This window comes from Acinetobacter calcoaceticus ANC 3811, assembly GCF_000399665.1.
In the GTDB taxonomy this organism is placed as follows: Bacteria; Pseudomonadota; Gammaproteobacteria; order Pseudomonadales; family Moraxellaceae; genus Acinetobacter; species Acinetobacter calcoaceticus_B.
In genome coordinates, this window is sequence record NZ_KB976986.1 from 1,701,894 (window position 1) to 1,719,315 (window position 17,422).

General features: G+C 37.7%; 18 protein-coding genes and 1 tRNA gene. 3 read left to right on the plus strand and 16 right to left on the minus strand.

Going from position 1 to position 17,422, the window contains the following annotated elements:
* Window positions 1-6: 6 nt before the first annotated feature.
* Window positions 7-447 (minus strand): GNAT family N-acetyltransferase, encoded by a 441-nt coding sequence (locus tag F935_RS09290; protein ID WP_016138694.1) that lies wholly within the window; start codon window positions 445-447, stop codon window positions 7-9.
* A gap of 211 nt (window positions 448-658) precedes the next feature.
* Between F935_RS09290 and F935_RS09295 the strand changes: the two genes are divergently transcribed.
* Entirely contained in the window at window positions 659-1,327 is a 669-nt protein-coding gene (locus F935_RS09295) for an O-methyltransferase (RefSeq protein WP_016138695.1), read from the plus strand.
* Between the two features lie 116 nt (window positions 1,328-1,443).
* On the opposite strand, the gene F935_RS09300 is transcribed toward F935_RS09295, so the two are convergent.
* The 11 genes from F935_RS09300 to F935_RS09350 form a co-directional block, all read right to left on the minus strand.
* A complete protein-coding gene (locus F935_RS09300) occupies window positions 1,444-2,286 on the minus strand; it encodes a universal stress protein (RefSeq protein ID WP_016138696.1) in 843 nt (280 codons plus the stop codon).
* Window positions 2,287-2,441: 155 nt separating this feature from the next.
* Complete coding sequence (locus F935_RS09305) at window positions 2,442-3,053, minus strand: chloramphenicol acetyltransferase CAT (RefSeq protein ID WP_016138697.1); 612 nt, start codon at window positions 3,051-3,053, stop codon at window positions 2,442-2,444.
* Entirely contained in the window at window positions 3,046-3,645 is a 600-nt protein-coding gene (locus tag F935_RS09310) for an IMPACT family protein (RefSeq protein WP_016138698.1), read from the minus strand. Before F935_RS09310 ends, F935_RS09305 begins: the two co-directional genes overlap by 8 nt.
* Before the next feature lie 92 nt (window positions 3,646-3,737).
* Entirely contained in the window at window positions 3,738-4,934 is a 1,197-nt protein-coding gene (locus F935_RS09315) for a beta-barrel domain-containing protein (RefSeq protein ID WP_016138699.1), read from the minus strand.
* Entirely contained in the window at window positions 4,931-7,069 is a 2,139-nt protein-coding gene (locus F935_RS09320; RefSeq protein ID WP_016138700.1) for a type I secretion system permease/ATPase, read from the minus strand. The genes F935_RS09315 and F935_RS09320 overlap by 4 nt, the downstream gene beginning before the upstream one ends.
* A complete protein-coding gene (locus tag F935_RS09325) occupies window positions 7,066-8,532 on the minus strand; it encodes a TolC family outer membrane protein (RefSeq protein WP_016138701.1) in 1,467 nt (488 codons plus the stop codon). The genes F935_RS09320 and F935_RS09325 overlap by 4 nt, the downstream gene beginning before the upstream one ends.
* Window positions 8,533-8,805: 273 nt before the next feature.
* Window positions 8,806-9,552, minus strand: a complete 747-nt coding sequence (gene lptB, locus F935_RS09330; RefSeq protein WP_003650837.1) for an LPS export ABC transporter ATP-binding protein — start codon at window positions 9,550-9,552, stop codon at window positions 8,806-8,808.
* Window positions 9,552-10,100, minus strand: coding sequence for a lipopolysaccharide transport periplasmic protein LptA (lptA, locus tag F935_RS09335; RefSeq protein WP_016138702.1), 549 nt, complete (start codon window positions 10,098-10,100; stop codon window positions 9,552-9,554). Before lptA ends, lptB begins: the two co-directional genes overlap by 1 nt.
* Window positions 10,084-10,632, minus strand: coding sequence for an LPS export ABC transporter periplasmic protein LptC (gene lptC / locus F935_RS09340; RefSeq protein ID WP_013198419.1), 549 nt, complete (start codon window positions 10,630-10,632; stop codon window positions 10,084-10,086). The genes lptA and lptC overlap by 17 nt, the downstream gene beginning before the upstream one ends.
* Before the next feature lie 37 nt (window positions 10,633-10,669).
* Complete coding sequence (locus F935_RS09345) at window positions 10,670-11,209, minus strand: KdsC family phosphatase (RefSeq protein ID WP_004793423.1); 540 nt, start codon at window positions 11,207-11,209, stop codon at window positions 10,670-10,672.
* Between the two features lie 3 nt (window positions 11,210-11,212).
* Window positions 11,213-12,190: a KpsF/GutQ family sugar-phosphate isomerase gene (locus F935_RS09350; protein WP_016138703.1), complete on the minus strand. Its 978-nt coding sequence runs from the start codon at window positions 12,188-12,190 to the stop codon at window positions 11,213-11,215.
* Window positions 12,191-12,403: 213 nt separating this feature from the next.
* Here F935_RS09350 and cysS point away from each other — a divergent pair, with 213 nt between their 5' ends.
* Window positions 12,404-13,825 (plus strand): cysteine--tRNA ligase, encoded by a 1,422-nt coding sequence (gene cysS, locus F935_RS09355; protein WP_016138704.1) that lies wholly within the window; start codon window positions 12,404-12,406, stop codon window positions 13,823-13,825.
* A gap of 63 nt (window positions 13,826-13,888) precedes the next feature.
* Window positions 13,889-13,964 (plus strand) — tRNA-Gly (locus F935_RS09360).
* Between the two features lie 509 nt (window positions 13,965-14,473).
* On the opposite strand, the gene F935_RS09365 is transcribed toward F935_RS09360, so the two are convergent.
* The 4 genes from F935_RS09365 to F935_RS09380 all read right to left on the minus strand — a co-directional run bounded on the left by F935_RS09365 (window position 14,474) and on the right by F935_RS09380 (window position 17,416).
* Window positions 14,474-15,103, minus strand: coding sequence for a hypothetical protein (locus F935_RS09365; protein ID WP_016138705.1), 630 nt, complete (start codon window positions 15,101-15,103; stop codon window positions 14,474-14,476).
* 340 nt (window positions 15,104-15,443) lie between these two features.
* Window positions 15,444-15,815, minus strand: a complete 372-nt coding sequence (locus tag F935_RS09370) for a cell envelope integrity TolA family protein (RefSeq protein WP_016138706.1) — start codon at window positions 15,813-15,815, stop codon at window positions 15,444-15,446.
* Between the two features lie 739 nt (window positions 15,816-16,554).
* Window positions 16,555-16,884 carry a hypothetical protein gene (locus tag F935_RS09375; protein ID WP_016138707.1) on the minus strand — a complete coding sequence of 110 codons (330 nt, stop codon included), beginning with the start codon at window positions 16,882-16,884 and terminating at the stop codon, window positions 16,555-16,557.
* An 85-nt stretch (window positions 16,885-16,969) separates the two neighbouring features.
* On the minus strand, window positions 16,970-17,416 hold the full coding sequence (locus tag F935_RS09380; RefSeq protein ID WP_016138708.1) for a winged helix-turn-helix transcriptional regulator: 447 nt from the start codon (window positions 17,414-17,416) through the stop codon (window positions 16,970-16,972).
* Window positions 17,417-17,422 lie beyond the last annotated feature (6 nt).

Genomic DNA, 17,422 nt, shown 5'->3' on the forward strand with positions numbered 1-17,422 from the left:
AGCCCATTACAAACGTTTCGCTAAAGAGATAAGTTTTGAACGGGTTTTAAAGCCATGCTTTTTATAAAAATCTTCTGAAATAGATTCTCTCAAGGTGTGCAAAACAATGGTTTCTATATTATTTTCTCTACATTTTCCTTCTATATAATTTAAAAGCTTAGAACCAACTCCTTTTCCCTGAAATTGGGGATGAATAAAAAAATCATCTAGATAATAACGAACACCTTGTATAGTTGGATGAATATGTCCCATTCCAACACCAATTAATTGGTTTTCCCATTTTGCGCAAAAGCCAAAAGAACATGAATATTGAAAATAACTCTCAAAATATTTTCTAATTGGTTCTAAATCATCAAACTGCTCATTCCATGGCTCATTACTAAAAGCTGAACAATAAACCTCCATACCCTCTTCAAAATCTACACTTGTGAAAGCACCAAACCTCATATCCATCTCATTTATACATTTCTAACTAAACAGTGATAAAAAATAAGCAAGAAATGAGCCTTTTCATATTTATTTTTTAATTTGGATTAGTGGCTTATAAATAGTAATTTGCTCATTTCCCAATCAACCAACATTTCTTCAATCGAAGATTTTTGCACTCTAGGCATAAATGTTTAAAATACTCCCTAACAACATATAGGTAAATTTGATTATGCAGCAGATGTGGACAGACATTGACGAATATATCGATTCACATTTAATTCCCGAAGACCCGCGACTCGAATATGCATTAAAAAATACCGACGAACATGGCTTTTCGAATCATCTTGCAGTGGCTCCTAACCAAGGTATGTTCTTGCAGATGCTTATTCAAATGAATAAATGCAAACGAGTTTTAGAAATCGGAACCTTTGCTGCATACAGTACCATCTGGTTAGGCCGTGCGTTACCTGAAGATGGTTATTTACTCACAATTGAAGGCCGTGATACTCATGCAGAAATGGCACAAAAAAATATCGACCATGCTAACCTTCCTGTAAAAGTTGAGCTTAAAGCTGGCCGTGCCGCAGATATCCTTTCCGCGATTGATCCTCAATCTATGGAGCCTTTTGATTTTATTTTCATCGATGCAGATAAACAGGGTTATCCAGAATATTTAGAATTGAGCCTCAAATTCTCGAGATCGGGTACGATTATTGTGCTTGATAATGTAATTCGCGCAGGTGATATTTTAAACCCAGATAATAAAAAACCAAGTATTGAAGGCATTCGTGAAATGTTTAAAGCCCTCGAAAATCACCCACAAATATTGTCTTGTACAGCATTACAAACTGTTGGTTCAAAAGGTCATGATGGCTTCGCAATTGCAATTGTGAAATAACGGTTAAAAAATCGTCTTTTTTATTTTTTTATTTATAATCAATAAATTACTTTTATTACTGTTGCTTTTCCATATAGTTATCCACAAGTTTTGCGGATAACTATATGGAAATCTTATTATTTAGCCACAAGCAATGGCACAGTCGCGTTTCGGAATATGGTTGTTGCAATACTTCCCAAGAAGAATTGATGGATCTTGCTATGACTAAATGCCCCTAGCACAATAATTTGAATACCATGTTCTTGTTGGTACTCTAAAATATTTTGTGCAACATCACCATAGCGATATACGGTCACAACATCAATGCCCGCTTGTTTAAGATAATGCTCAGGTTCATTTAAAATTTCTGGATGATCCCCTACATAGACCAAATGACATTGCAGTGTTCGCAATAAATCACTTTGCGCAATACGGCGCATCATTTTTTGGCAAGTTGGTGAATATTCATAGGCGAAGATAAAACGGGTTGGTATTTTAAAATTTTCACCAATGGTCAGAATAGTACAGTTGGCTCCACGAATAAAGTTTTCAACATTACTACCAATTGGTTTATGTTTTTCGGCAGCTCTTTCACCGACTCGACCTAAAATTACAATGTCATTTTCATGCAAGAGATTAAAACTTTGCTCTAAAAAATCACCTTTTTCTTGAATTTTTGAACACGTAATATCGTGTTTTTCTTTAATAAGATCAGAAATATGACGGAGTAAATTATTGCTATAGTCTAAAGCGAGTTCACTTTGCTTTTGTTCCAACTCAGCTAACTCTTTTAGCAGCATTGCATTGCTTTCAAAGCCGATTACTCCACTAATTTCACCTAAATGATAACTTGCAGGGTAATAGTCTAGAATTTGTAATAATACAAGTTCTCGTCCGGTTGCTTTAGCAACCCATGCTGCTGCATCGGCAATAGCATTAATACACGGTGATGAGTCAATACACGCAATAACACGGTTCATGTTAGCCTCTCTTCTTCAGGTCTATTGCCTTGGAGATTATTCTTAAAACTTAGCTTTAACTTAACATAGATAAAAATTGGTATGTTAAGGTTTATGTATAAAAATCAACTTTTTTGTTTAAAGATCAAACATTTTATTACATTCTTGAGACTGCATTATTCTCTTAAGCGAATAAATTTTGCAGGGTTACCACCGACAATATGGTACGGTTCCACATCTTTAGTCACCATACTATTCATGCCAACCACAGCATGTTTTCCTATTTTAATACCATCTTTAATACCCACATGAGCACCTAACCAAACGTCCTGTTCAATTTCAATTCCTTTGGACGTGACAGGTTGCTGGTAAAGTGGACGGTCTAATTGCATACCATGATCAAATGCATATAAATGGCAATACGCAGCAATACGGACTTGGTCATGCAACTTTATGCCAGTTCGCCCCCCATCTAAAATACAATGATGATTTATCGCGACTTCATTACCAATTTCAAGGGGTCCATGCAAACTGCAATCTGCGGCAACAAAACAATTATCACCAATAATAATTTTGCGTCCCGGCTCAGCAAAAATATGAGCTAGCGGTGAAATAAAACAGTTTTCACCAATCTCAACGGTTTCCATGTCCATCAAATAAGCTTGATATTCTTTTTGCCATTCTTCAGCCCAAGCACGATGTTTAGGTTTTAAAGTCCAATATAACCATGGCATGTAGTTTAAGCGGTGCTTATGTTGCTCACGATATTTCAGTAAGGAATCAGTCATCCGTTAATTCCTCTTCAATTTTTAACTCTTCACGACCACGCGTTACGTCTCTGAGTTTCAAGGCAAGTGGTTCAATTTGATGTATTTGTAGTCTTGCTTCGATATCTACACCTGTTGCAGTGTAGGTTTCCTGATATTCAATTTGTTGCTGAGTCAGCTCATATTGAAATATGGCCCACTCATTAAAATGGCAGGAAAAATGAATCGTCTTCTTTGCAATGAGTTCAATACGCTCAGCCAATAGTAAACATTGCCCAGCGCAGCCGCCATAAGCTCGTACAAGGCCGCCTGTTCCAAGTTTTATTCCACCATACCAGCGGTTAATCATCACAATAATATTCGTCAGGTCATTCCCTTCAATGGTTGCCAAGATTGGACGTCCTGCTGTTCCTGACGGCTCACCATCATCGTTAAAGCGAACGTTATGGCCAATTTTCCACGCCCAGCATTGGTGAGTTGTAGAGATATCTTTGTTTTGTTCTAAAAATTCTTTAACTTGCTGCTCATTTTCTACGGGTACAGCAATGGCCTGAAATCTACTTTTTTTAATTTCTTCTTCAAATGTAATGGGTGATGCAATCGTAAAAGCCATGAATTAAATAAAGCATAATAAAAATCAAATTATAACGTGAATTTAATAGAATCAAACCCATAAAAAAGCCCCGAATCTCGGGGCTTTTTTTATTATCTTTCTCGTAACGCTTCTTTGGCTTTATTAAATGGTTTAAGTAAATAATCGAGTACAGTTTTTTGACCAGTACGAATATCTACAGTTGCCACCATACCCGGTGTAATTCCGAATGCTTTACCATCTTTATTATAAAGTTTATCGGAATCAGTGCGGATATAAACACGGTAATAGAATTGGTCTTGTTTAACTTCATCACGAATCGTGTCTGGTGAAATAACCGTAACCTTACCTTTTAAACCACCATAAATTGAGTAGTCGTAGGCGGTAATCTTAACCAGTGCTTCTTGTCCTGGACGAATAAAGGCAATGTCACGCGGCAAAATACGCGCTTCAATGAGCAACTGTTCATCAATCGGAACAATGGTCATCAATTTACCATTTTGTGGAATAACACCACCATGGGTAGTAACCGCAATTTCTTTTACAACACCACGTACCGGTGCTTTAAACACTGCACGATCTAAGCTATCACTACGACCTAGTACAATTTGTTGTTGCGTTTCGCTATCCGTATTGGCTTTCGACAACTCTTCACGAGCCTTAACATAATACTGGTTTTGCGCATCATTCATTTTGTTTCTAAGGTCGTTTGCTTCACGACGTAAACGTAAAACTTCAACCTCACTTGCCGCACCTTTAGCAACCAACGGCTCTGTCATTGCAAGCTCTTGTTGTACCAGTTGCAAAGCCTGTTTTAAACCCGAAAGTGTTTGCTCAAGATCAGCCCGACGTGAGCGATATAGTGCTGTTTCTTCTTGTACAAGTTTTGGTTGTTTCATCACAAATTCTGGAAAAACCAATGGTGTACCATTTACTTCCGCACGCAAACGCGCGGCTGTTGCCTGAGCAGAAGTAAGTAAAGATCGTGATTCACCGACATTCGATGCAAAACGGGTTGGATCTAATTGCGCAAGAATTTCGCCCTTTTGAACAATGTCACCTTCTTGTACATTTAGCTTGGTTAAAATACCACCTTCCAAAGACTGGATGACCTGTTCTTTAGACGATGGAATCACTTTACCCGTACCGGTCGAAACTTCTTCAAGTTTAAATACCCATGCCCAGATAAAGAAAATAACTAAACCAATCCCCACAATCCAGATCACTAAGCTGGCACGTGGTAATGGTGGTTCGGTATAAGAGACATTCATTGAACGGGTGAGTTCTTGTTCTTGTTGTGGTTCGCTCATGAATTACCCCCTTGCACTTGTTTTTGTTGGGCTGTTGATTGATTAAGGACCTGATCTCTTGGACCATCCATCACGATTTTGCCATCGTTAACGACAATAATACGATCCACTAGCTCTAAAACAGCTCGGCGGTGAGTCGCAACGACTAAGGTCCGATGTGCCAACCATCCTTTTAAATGATCAATCAGTTGTTTCTCTGCCACATCATCAATGGATGCTGTTGGTTCATCGAGCAATAAAATATTAGGTTGACGAATCAATAAACGAGCCAATAACAATGCTTGTTTCTGTCCACCAGAGAAACCAACACCACCTTCTAAAATCAGGTGATCTAGTCCTTCTTTTTTCTCTTGAACAAAAGGTAATGCACCTGTCACCACTAAAGCCCGAAGAATATCTTCATCCGTTGCAAGCGGCGCACCTAAGGTAAGGTTTTCACGAATCGTACCGTAGAAAATATGCGCATTCTGGTTGAGTAAACCCATATCACGACGTACATCAGATGGGTCAATTAAAGATAGATCCAGACCATCTAAATGCACAGCACCTTGAGTTGGAACTTGCATGCCTGATAGAAGCTGAAGCAGTGTTGACTTACCTGCACCATTACGCCCCAAAATTGCAATTTTTTCACCAGCACGAATTTTTAAATGACGGATTGCCAAACTTGGTTTCGGGTCTTCTTCGCCATATTGGAACAAGACATTTTTTAATTCGTAATCGCCATTTAAAGCAGCTTTATGTACCAGATGCGAACGGTCAGCCTGATCGATCGGACGTTGCATGAGTTCATCTAGGCTTTGTTTTGCAACTTTTGCTTGCTGTAAACGTCCTAGAACACCTGTAATTTGTGCAATTGGCCCTAACATTCGTGAAGATAAAATTGAACAGGCCACTAACGCACCTGTCGTCATTTCACCATCCATTACGGCAAAACATCCCACCAAAACTACAATCGCATAGGTCAAACCTTGAAGCATTTGAGTCCATGCCATTAAGGTACCAACGATTTTACGCTGTCTCATCGCGATATCAGCTGAAACCTCATTCATGTGATTCCACTGGTTTTGGAAACGTGATTCAGCACGTAATAGCTTGATGTCTTCAATGCCCTGCACTGCTTCCACAAGAATTGCATTACGGATTGAAGACTCTCTCATACCCTCTTGTGCGAGTTGCGCTAGCTTCTTCTGCACCAGAACACCCGGCAAAATCATCAGTGGTACAACCAGCAACATCACCCAGAATAACTTCCCGCCAATAATCGCAAAGATGGTCAGGAACAAGAAAAAGAATGGAAAATCAGCAATTGCACTAATGGTGGTTGAAGTCACTAATTCACGAACACCTTCGAGCTCACGAATCTGGGAAATAAAACTACCTGTAGACTTTGAACGGTCTTTATTTTTGATTCTTAATGCATGACCAAATACACGGTCAGAAACACGTAAGTCCGCACGTTTACCAATAATATCGGATAAATATACCCGTGATATGCGTAAGGTAAATTCGAAAAGCGCTGCAATGAGTACACCGCCTGCCAATACCCATAAGGTTGGAACAGACTGTGATGGAACAACGCGGTCATAGACTTGCATTGAGAAAATAATAGTCGCCAATGCCAAAATATTGGCAATGAGTGAGGCAAACATAATATCAACGTAGCGCTTCCAGTCTCTTAGAACAATTGACCAGAACCAACTTGCTTCATACGGTTTGATATATTCGTCAATACGTGCATCGGGAATAGAACTTTCAGGACGCAGGATATAGACATTCTTAATCGTATTTTTTAAGACATCTAAGCTTAAATTCTGAGAAAGGCCGTGATCTCCACTCAACTGAATACTGACATTCCCTTGTGTATCTGCTTTATCAATAACACCGACCTGTCCGTCGTTAAACTCGACCATAACAGGTAGGCGCCACGGGTTCAGCACATCTAAGGAAAACGGTACTTTACGTAAATTCAGTCCAACCTGACGTGTAATGAGCTGTAAAACATCATCAAGGTTTTGATTCTGGTTCCAGTCAAGTTGTAAACGGATTCTTTCTTCTGAAGGCTCAATTCGGTAATGTTTAGCAATCGTTAAGACCGACTGCAACCAGGGCTGGTAGTTTATTTTTGTCATCATGGTTGTACTTCGAACCCCTGAATTGAAATATTATTTAAGTCATAAGCTTGGCGGGAACGTCCTGTTGCCGAAATGTACTGAACAATACTGTTGTAGATATCATAACGTGCCGACTCAAGTTCTGAATTAGCACTATGAATGGCCTGTTCTGCATTCAATAAATCAACCAATGAACGTGTACCGAGTTTGTACTGCTCTTGGTAAAGTTCACGTGTACGAACTGTAGTGGCTTGGCGATTTGCTAAAACCAACATTTGACGTTGTTTATTTTCAATTTGCTCACGGCTCGTTCTTATCTGGTCGAGAACATCCATATAAACTGAATTGACTTTAGACTTTGCAGCTTCCTCTGCATAGCTTGCCATTTTTACCTGAGAAGAAACTGCTCCACCTTGATAAAACTGACTGCTTGCTTCAAGCATGACTGAACTATATAGACCATCATCTTTATCATTGTTTGGGTTTCTGCCATTAATGGCCTGACTTAAGGAACCTTTAACCGACAAGGTTGGATAACGTGTTAAACGAGTCTGTTCCTTTTGTGCTTTAGCCACTTCAACACTGGCTTGAGCTGCAATCATTTTTGGAATGGTATTGAATTCAGGTTCGCCATATAAATCAGACTGTTTCACTAAATCATCTGAAATAATCCAACCTGTTCGCGAAACATCTGCACCCAGTAATGTTCTTAAATGTTGTTGGTACTGACGTAATAATGATTGCTGTGCAATCAAACCAGACTGGGCAGCTTGTAAATAAGACTGAGCTTGAATCGGGTCAGCCTGACTGCTAATACCAGCATTTGCACGTAAATTGGCAATTTCCTGAATTCGCTGAATACCCGCAATTTGCTGTTCGGCAATTTTATTTAATTGAAGATAGCGCTGAATGTTGACAATCGACTGCGCAACATCAAGTGCAATATCATCAATGCTGACAAGCACATTGGCCTGTTCAACTTGAACCTTAGCTTGCTCAACATCTACACCTGATTTAACTTTACCAAAATCATAGAGCATCTGAGTCGCATTTAAGGTCAATAACTGCCTACCACGCTCACCACTACTCAAGTCACCTGTAGTAATACCGCCTGAAAGCTGTGGATAATAACCAGCTTTGGCATAATCAATACCTGCGTTTTGGCCAGCTAAAGTAGAAATGGCTTGAGAAATATCAGGGTTGCGCTGGATTGCGATTTTCACCGCTTCCTGTAAAGTCATTTGCCTTGATGGCAAATTTGAATAAGATCCAGCCGATCTATCATTGAGTTGAACAGTCGGAAACTCCTGAACCCTAGAACGATCTAACTTAAAATTACTCAGCTCTTGCATCTTGGCAACTTTAAATTCATCACTACTTTTTGGGGCAAAAAGTTGTGATAAGTTGTCTTTTAAGGTGTGATATTGCTCACTTGGTTTAGCAGCATATATCACCATAGGTACATGCAATGAAGTTAAAAGCATCAACCCTTTCAGGAAAGCCGGCTTTTTACATGTCCTTGTTACTCTTCTCTGGTTATATCCAATCATGCTTGTCTTGTTGATCTTGTTTGTTATCGTTTAAAAGCTTTTACATTCTACATATTTTTTTGCATAAAGAAGCATAATTGCAGGAATAATTCACACATTATAGTTCTATTAATTGAACAATCTAAATCATTGTTTTTAAAAACTAAATATAAAAAAACTAAAAAGAGGCATTGACCTCTTTTTAGACAAATAGATTAACTTTGTTATTTAAACTGTAAAATCGTCACCTAAGTAGACTTTACGAACTTGCTCGTTATCCAGAATTTCTTGTGGTGTGCCTTCTGCAATTACGGCTCCTTCACTCACAATATATGCACGTTCACAGATTGCGAGAGTTTCACGTACGTTATGGTCAGTAATGAGTACACCGATACCACGATCTTTCAAAGTCTGGATAATATCTTTAATATCTCCAACCGAGATTGGGTCAACGCCGGCAAATGGTTCATCCAGTAACATAAATTTAGGGTCAGCAGCCAATGCACGTGCAATTTCAGCACGGCGGCGTTCACCACCAGACACGCTCATTCCTAGCGAATCTTTAATATGACTAATTTTAAAGTCATTTAATAATTCAGTCAGACGTTGCTGGCGTTGTTGCTTATTCAAGTCTTTGCGTGTTTCTAAAATGGACATAATATTTTCAGCAATAGTCAGCTTTCTAAAAATAGAAGCCTCTTGCGGAAGATATCCAATACCCTTACGTGCCCGTTCATGCATTGCCAAATCGGACATATCAAGATCATCAAGGTGAATTTCACCTTTGTCCATACGCACTAGCCCTACAACCATATAGAAGCTTGTTGTTTTTCCTGCACCGTTAGGGCCAAGCAAACCAACAATCTGTCCACTTTGCATACTAAAAGATACGTCTTTGACGACCCAACGCTTACTATAGTTTTTTCCTAAGTGCTTAATACACAAAGTTTGGGGTTGTTGAAGAGCTTGTTGCATTAGTCACGCGCTCCTGGAAAGGTTTTTGAACTTGATGGTGGAATAATAATTTGCACACGATTTGACGATGAACCTTGAGCTTCAACATCGCCTTTGTTCATACTATATTTCAATGAGTTACCACGAATACTAGAACCATCTTGATATAAATATGCACCACCATTCAATGTAATAATGCCTGAATCTGCATTATAAACAATGGTTTGTCCTTCACCACGTGCCACGCCTTTATCAGAACTTATTTGTTGCTGAAACTTAGCCGGTCTACCCTTAGCCGTAATGGTTTGGATTTCACGCTTAGAGTTTAGCGTAGCAACAATTGAATCGGCTTGAAGCTTCATCGTGCCTTGCTCAATCACGACATTGCCGGTGTATGTCGTCAAACCAGTTTTTTCGTTATAAGTTGCACGGTCTGCCACGAGTGAAATTTGTTGACTACGGTCAGACGGCAACGCAAAAGTCGAAGCTGATGATAAAGCAACGAATGTAATGATCGCAGCTTGTTTTAGGAAAGCTGAAGAACGTTTTAAATTAAGACTTTGGTGCATACTTTCCTCGAATATTAAAAAATTCGTACTGACCGTTATTCAAATTGGCTTTTAATCCTTTGCTGACAAAGTCGGCTTGTGGAGACTGTACAATCACTTGATGATCCGTTTCAATCTCTCTGGTCTTTGGATAACCAGTTAACTCATCGGTTTTGAATTCAATTTTGCCTTGTGGAGCAAGTTTAGTTGCGACCACATCACCCGATAATATAACTTTACGATTATCATCATAGCCATTTGCCTGTTTCGCAAAGAACGTCGCATCAACTTTGCCATCTTTATACATAGAGGCATTAAGTTGATCCAACTTTGATGTTTTTTGTTGCATATCCTGTTCAAGCTGACGAACTTCAGCACGAATATACAAATTGCCTTGATCATCAGTTTGAGTCAAATGGACGCCCTGCGCCGAATATGTCATATTCTTCGCAGAACCAATGTCTAGTTTTTTTGCTTTGCCACTATAGTAGTAATAACCACCACTTATAGCAGCAATAACTACAGCAACAATAGATAAAACTCTGGTATCCATGAGCAGGAATAGCCTACCTTTTTAAGTAATCTTATTATTAATGCGGTACTGCAAGATATTTTTCAAGAAGTTCTTGGTAAATGCCTTTTGCGATCAGCAACATATCACAGACTTCACGTACAGCACCACGTCCGCCCATTGACTGGGTAACCAAATGCGCACGACGACGCACTTCTTCATGACCATTTGGCACAGTGACACTCATTCCTGCGATTGCAAAAGCAGATAAATCAGGCCAGTCATCGCCCATATACAAGCAATCGGAAGGCAAAATATTAAACTGTGCACATGCTTCACGTAGCGCAGAACCTTTGTCTTCACGACCTTGAAAAACGAGGTCTACGCCTAAATCAGACATACGCTTTTCAACAATATTACTTTTTCGACCTGTAATAATGATGACTTTCATTCCAGCTTGCTGCACAAGTTTCATGCCTAAACCATCACGAATATCGAATGATTTAATCTCATCGCCACTATTGGTTAAAGTTACAAAGCCATCACTTAAAATACCATCGACATCCAGAACCAATGCCTGTAAGTGACGTGCTTGTTCTAACAATGCATAAGATGCCATTGATTAATTTACCCCTGCGTGAATAAGGTCATGCATACTAATTACACCAATCACTTTATTTTGGTCATCCACCACAACAAATTGACTAATTTTTTTCAGGTTAAGCTGTTGTAGAGCTTCTACCGCACGTGCTTCTTGAGAAATAGTTGACGGTTTTTTTGTCATTACTTCAGAAACAGGTAAATTCACATCGAAACCTTGCTGTTTATCAATTAAACGACGCAAGTCACCATCGGTGAAAATGCCAAGCAAATGTTCTTGTTCATCAACAATTGTCGTCAAGCCTAAACGTTTATTAGAAATTTCGTAAAGCACTTGATTCATTGGCGTATCTGGTGAAACTTTTGGCAATTCATCGCCTGTATGCATGAGGTGTTTTACATGTAAAAGTAAGCGCTTACCCAATGCTCCAGCAGGATGCGAACGAGCAAAATCATCTGCAGTAAAACCACGAGCTTCAAGTAAAGCAACAGCCAGCGCATCACCCAATACTAAGGTCGCTGTTGTGCTCGATGTCGGAGCCAAACCTAGTGGGCATGCTTCATCAGACTCACCTAACGTTAAAGCGATGTCGGCATTTTGAGGCATTGGGCCTTTATCAGTACGGCTAATGGTAATAAGAGGTACACCAAGATGTTTGATGAGTGGCATCAACATCATGATTTCATCACTTTTTCCAGAATTGGAAATCGCAATTAAAACGTCACCGCGAACCAGCATACCCAAATCGCCATGCCCAGCTTCACCCGGATGCATAAAGAAAGATGGTGTACCAGTTGAAGCAAAAGTCGCAGCCATTTTACGGCCAATATGCCCTGACTTCCCCATGCCAGTAATCACAACACGGCCTTTACACTGTAACAATATTTCACAAGCCTGATTAAAACTGTCATTAATTTGTGTTGCTAAGACGTCTATGGCTTGCTGCTCAATACGCAAGGTTGCTAATGCGCTGCTTTGAAAATCTGTAGGGTTGGGCATACGAGTTTGACTCAAAATAATTGATCTGATCTCTTGTGAAGATCGGTGATTTTAATCAAAAGATTTGGGGGCATTCTAACATAACTCAATCATCTACACGTTTTTAAATGTATAAGATTTCACAAGCTTATAAAATTCTTGCATAAAACTTTGTGAAAAATGATGCATCAGTTATGATGTAACACTGTTTTTGTTGAGTGTTTGAAAACCCTTATGCAACCGTTTGTTTTATATAACTCTGAGCAACGAAAAAAAGTTGAATTTGTACCTCGCAAAGAAGGTCACATCGATATGTACGTCTGCGGTATGACCGTTTACGATTACTGTCATATCGGGCATGCTCGAGTTATGGTTGCATTTGACTACATTATTCGTTTCTTGCGTAGTCAAGGCTGGAGCGTTCGCTATATTCGCAACATTACCGACATTGACGACAAAATTATTAAACGTGCGAATGAAAATGGCGAAACTATTCAGCAGCTCACCACTCGTTTCATTGATGCAATGAACGAAGATGCAGCTAACTTGGGCTGTGCTGCACCTGATGAAGCACCTAAAGCAACTGAATATATCGATCAGATGCAAAATATGATTGGTAATTTAGTCAATAAAGGCTCAGCTTACCCTTCTGCAAACGGTGATGTTTATTTTGAAGTTACCAAATTCGAAAAATATGGTCGCCTCTCTGGTCGTAAGCTTGATGATATGCAAGCTGGCGCGAGTGAGCGTGTTGATGTAGAAGTTGAAAAGAAACATCCATTTGACTTTGTACTTTGGAAACATGCCAAAGAAAATGAACCATCTTGGGCATCTCCTTGGGGTAATGGCCGTCCGGGTTGGCACATTGAATGTTCTGCAATGTCGACTTGCTGCTTAGGCAATCACTTTGACATTCATGGTGGTGGTTCAGATTTAATGTTCCCGCACCATGAAAATGAAATTGCGCAAAGTGAGGCTTCAACTGGCGAACAATATGTAAACTACTGGATGCATGTTGGCTTCATTAACGTTGACGGTGAAAAGATGTCTAAGTCTTTAGGCAACTTCTTTACTATTCGTGACGTGATGGAAAAATTCCACCCTGAAGTGATCCGCTACTTTATTGTGTCTTCGCACTATCGTAGTCCTGTGAACTTCTCTGATGTGGCACTTAAAGAAGCAAAAACTTCTTTAACTCGTTTCTATCACTCATTTAAAGCTTACCAACAAGTGTATGGTCAAACGACAACTGAAACGCTTGATCAAAGCTTTGTTGAACGCTTTAACAATGCAATGTGTGATGACTTCAACACTGCCGAAGCAATGGCGGTATTGTTTGAACTGAACAAAGAGTTAAACCGTGCTGTAAAAGAAGAGCAAGCTGACCAAGCGACTGTGCTTTATTCGACATTACGTCACCTCACCAACATTTTAGGTTTGGTACAACACAATGTAGATGATTTCTTAAAATCAGATATTGGACAAGAAGCACTTACTTTGTCTGATGCTGAAATTGAAGATTTCATTCAACAACGTGTTGATGCGAAAAAAGCAAAAGATTTTGCTAAAGCAGATGGTATTCGTCAGTCTTTGCTCGACCAAGGTGTTGTATTAGAAGACACTCGCCAAGGTACAGTTTGGCGTCGTGCTGATTAAATGTTCAATTAAATCACAAGAGTGTTGACACTTTAGTGAAACACTCTATAATGTGCTCACATTGCGGGAATAGCTCAGTTGGTAGAGCATAACCTTGCCAAGGTTGGGGTCGCGAGTTCGAGTCTCGTTTCCCGCTCCAAAATTTAAAAACCACCTAATTCGAAAGAATTAGGTGGTTTTTTTATTGTCTAGTAGTTAGCTTTGACTAGTCGAAATCATATTAAAGAAAAGTTTTATATTACCGTTGCGGCACCCCCTAAAGTGGATATCATTTAGACACTTGCGATGTGCCTCTAACTGCCAGAGCAAAAAAATTACTTTCTTAGTTACCCGACGATAACTGCATAGTTCCCCTTAACTCCAATATCTTTCGATTAATATGGCAACTTAACTTATGCGGAGGATGGTGTTATTACTTTCCCTAATGCACATCATAAAGCTATTATCCGTTTTGTTCATGACTAACGTTTGTCAGTTGACAATTTTAGCAAAGATGGCAGGCTACAAAACAATTAGTATTTTGGTGAATACTTAATAATCCTACGACTTCGGAAATTGCCAAAATGCTGATGATTAAGTAATTCACCTTAATACCAAGGGGTATGAATGCCCTTTTTTAGTATGGAAATTAAAAGAAAAATTACTCCTTCAAAAAATATGTATTTTCTGATTAGCTATTAAATTTAATATACATTTTTTTTCTTGCTCCCAGTCGTGTCCTGACCATCCTTGGAAAGTAAAACCGTGTAAATATATATCATAATTTGTGTATTCTTCATTATGTAAGAAATAGTACATTGCTATAAATCCAGTAGTTAATATTGAAGAACTTTCTTTATTCATGAGATTTTTAGCAGCCCAGTAATAAGATTGATCTATCACATTTACTTTTATATTTTTTTTAAAAAAGTAACTTATATATTTATTATTATTTGAATTCTTAACATCTTTTTTAAATTTTATAAAAAATCTCCTATAGACAAGCTTATAAACTGGATTTATTTTATTGATTAAATCATCTTCATATGGAAAAAAAATATTAGTATTTTTTAGCGCATCTACAAAATTATTAAATTTTTTATTTCTCAATCTTTTTTCCATTAAATCAACCGTATTTGCCAGAAAAAGAAAGTCCGTCCTACGCCCTGTAATCTCAATTTTTTGTTTATTTGGAATATTAAATCTAACTATTACATCCTGATCATTAATAATACTATTAATATCAAAAACACTATCAGAATTAGCAACCAATATAATTTTTTTAGACTGAATACTCATAATACAAATTAAAATAATATTTTAAAATATAATACAATAACTAGATTGTATTGAGTATATCAATTATCACAACAGAGTAGTTATTAAACAATTTATTTATTTTAATAGCGAAATTCAAAATCCCAATCTGAAATTAATTTAAAGTTATTCTTAAAAATAAAACCACATAGAACAATATTACATACATTTCATCAAATGGCTTATGGTACTTGTACATTTAAATTCATACACAAATTAAAAAACCAATCCTTGTAACTATTGATAGTATAAGATTTAAATTTTAAAAATATCAATTTGAAAAAAATGAAATAGACTTAATATATTTAACAGAATTCCAATGTTAAGTTGCTTTAAAACTAATAGCTAAATTTCTAGCTCTTAATTTCACCTCATCTTTTTTAGGCAATAGAAAAGGGCTGACCTTCTTAATAGCCCTTTCTATACTTAACTTAAAATTTTCATTAACCTCATTGAAATAGATTATCTTTATTGGCTCACCATTCTCGTTTAGTAGAACTCTCACTTTCACAGACATACCTGAGGAACCTTTTGGTACATCCCAAGCCTTGTAAATCATTTGTTGATATAGTTTTTTATACTTCTCAGCTTCTAAAGAAGCTTCACTTTGATTTTCATTAGGTAAAGAACTATGATAATTGACACACCCAGTTACCCCAATAGCTAATAAAAATATAATTAGTATTCTTTTCATTAAATTATCCGCTTAAATATATAGTTAAAAATTTAACAGTTCGTAAAGTGAAAAACCACCCATGGGTGAATTAAACATAGAAATAGAATTTCTACACCTATTCAATAATATTTAATAACTTAGAAAATGTATATTATGATATTTCGCGTATGGAATATGAAATATCATTGACCATTACAGGACAAAATTTGGCTTGTTTACGAAATTCATCTAGTTTTTATAAACCACTACTTCTTTGTATCTTTGCAATAATTATTTTTAATTATCATCAGCTTCTGAGTAAATACTAATATATCTAGTCTTTCCTTTAATGTCTTTTTGATTAACAATTATCTTTGAAAACACTTTAAATGTAGGCTGTCTAGAAACACTTAAATTCAAAGGCTGTTCGCCACTAATAGGATAATAAACACCATTTTCTCAATAAGAATAAAAACTAGCATTTTCATTGCTTTTAAGCATTTGTTATCTAAATATTTAAGACCACTACTTTTAATGATTTTTGTAGTTGTTATTTTACCCTCTTAGCTACTTCAAAAGCTATTACAAATTCCCTGCCATATCCTTGAAGCTTCTCATCACTAATATGAACTTTTGGAAATTGCTTCTAGTATAAATTTCGAGGCACCAATTTTATGAAATCATCAGACTCAGTTGCATAGACATCAAGCGCAAAACAGAACAAGAAACTTAATAAAATTTTTCCTGCCTTCTAGTTAACCTTTTCTCACTAACCTTCTCAAATATTTTTAGCCAATTCTTTTGCCAAACATTGTTCATGCCAAGTGGTTTGAAAATTTTCGACAGCTTTTGACTTAATGAGAGGGTCTTCAAATAATTTTGAAGAATATGCGGATTTGATAAGCTCTTGATAAAGTTGTTTGGCTTGTTGCTCTTCAAGATGATTGGCGATGTCGTGTAACTCTTTAGCTGGCACTTCATGTTGTCTTGCATCCATCACCCCACTCGCTGCTTTCTTCACAGTTTCACAGTAATGAAGTTCCATGGCTTCTGATGCTGCATAACATTGAATTGAAATTGCGCTTATAAAGAGGAATATAAATCTCATAATCTCACCTTAATTTGACGCGCAAGGGTACCAACTAATCTGCCCAAATTTAAGTTAAAAAAGGTTATTTTTGTTTTGTGTTATTTTATTTCACCTTTTGCACTTGGGTATTAGAAGCTTTCAGCACTGTTCCATCTGCCGCGACTGGCGTCATAAATGGAATTTGTTGTCCTGTCGTTTTATCAATTAACAGAGAATGACGCTCACCACTTTCAAATAGGTTCTGTTCTCCCCATTGTCGTAAAGCTACAACGACTGGGAATAAACTCTCCCCTTTAGCAGTCAATACATATTCCTGATAAGCCGTGCCATCGGAAGCATCTTGCATTTCAAGAACACCAGCATCCACTAATTTTTTTAGTCGGTCAGAAAGAATATTTCGCGCAACACCTAAGCTCCGCTGGAAATCTCCAAAACGGCGCATTCCATCAAAAGCATCACGCACAATAAGCAGTGACCAGCGGTCTCCTATCAGATTGACGCAGCGCGCAACAGGACAAGGTTCATCTTTTAACAATGTAGAGTTCGTCATCGAGTT

Excerpts from the sequence above, each read along its gene's own strand:
- F935_RS09325 (WP_016138701.1), bottom strand. The coding sequence starts at position 8,532 with ATGCTTTTAACTTCATTGCATGTACCTATGGTGATATATGCTGCTAAA.
- cysS (WP_016138704.1), top strand. The coding sequence starts at position 12,404 with ATGCAACCGTTTGTTTTATATAACTCTGAGCAACGAAAAAAAGTTGAA.
- F935_RS09380 (WP_016138708.1), bottom strand. The coding sequence starts at position 17,416 with ATGACGAACTCTACATTGTTAAAAGATGAACCTTGTCCTGTTGCGCGC.
- lptC (WP_013198419.1), bottom strand. The coding sequence starts at position 10,632 with ATGGATACCAGAGTTTTATCTATTGTTGCTGTAGTTATTGCTGCTATA.
- F935_RS09350 (WP_016138703.1), bottom strand. The coding sequence starts at position 12,190 with ATGCCCAACCCTACAGATTTTCAAAGCAGCGCATTAGCAACCTTGCGT.
- lptB (WP_003650837.1), bottom strand. The coding sequence starts at position 9,552 with ATGCAACAAGCTCTTCAACAACCCCAAACTTTGTGTATTAAGCACTTA.
- F935_RS09315 (WP_016138699.1), bottom strand. The coding sequence starts at position 4,934 with ATGAGCGAACCACAACAAGAACAAGAACTCACCCGTTCAATGAATGTC.
- F935_RS09375 (WP_016138707.1), bottom strand. The coding sequence starts at position 16,884 with ATGAGATTTATATTCCTCTTTATAAGCGCAATTTCAATTCAATGTTAT.
- F935_RS09310 (WP_016138698.1), bottom strand. The coding sequence starts at position 3,645 with ATGGCTTTTACGATTGCATCACCCATTACATTTGAAGAAGAAATTAAA.
- F935_RS09295 (WP_016138695.1), top strand. The coding sequence starts at position 659 with ATGCAGCAGATGTGGACAGACATTGACGAATATATCGATTCACATTTA.
- F935_RS09305 (WP_016138697.1), bottom strand. The coding sequence starts at position 3,053 with ATGACTGATTCCTTACTGAAATATCGTGAGCAACATAAGCACCGCTTA.
- F935_RS09365 (WP_016138705.1), bottom strand. The coding sequence starts at position 15,103 with ATGAGTATTCAGTCTAAAAAAATTATATTGGTTGCTAATTCTGATAGT.
- F935_RS09320 (WP_016138700.1), bottom strand. The coding sequence starts at position 7,069 with ATGATGACAAAAATAAACTACCAGCCCTGGTTGCAGTCGGTCTTAACG.
- F935_RS09345 (WP_004793423.1), bottom strand. The coding sequence starts at position 11,209 with ATGGCATCTTATGCATTGTTAGAACAAGCACGTCACTTACAGGCATTG.
- F935_RS09290 (WP_016138694.1), bottom strand. The coding sequence starts at position 447 with ATGAGGTTTGGTGCTTTCACAAGTGTAGATTTTGAAGAGGGTATGGAG.
- F935_RS09370 (WP_016138706.1), bottom strand. The coding sequence starts at position 15,815 with ATGAAAAGAATACTAATTATATTTTTATTAGCTATTGGGGTAACTGGG.
- lptA (WP_016138702.1), bottom strand. The coding sequence starts at position 10,100 with ATGCACCAAAGTCTTAATTTAAAACGTTCTTCAGCTTTCCTAAAACAA.
- F935_RS09300 (WP_016138696.1), bottom strand. The coding sequence starts at position 2,286 with ATGAACCGTGTTATTGCGTGTATTGACTCATCACCGTGTATTAATGCT.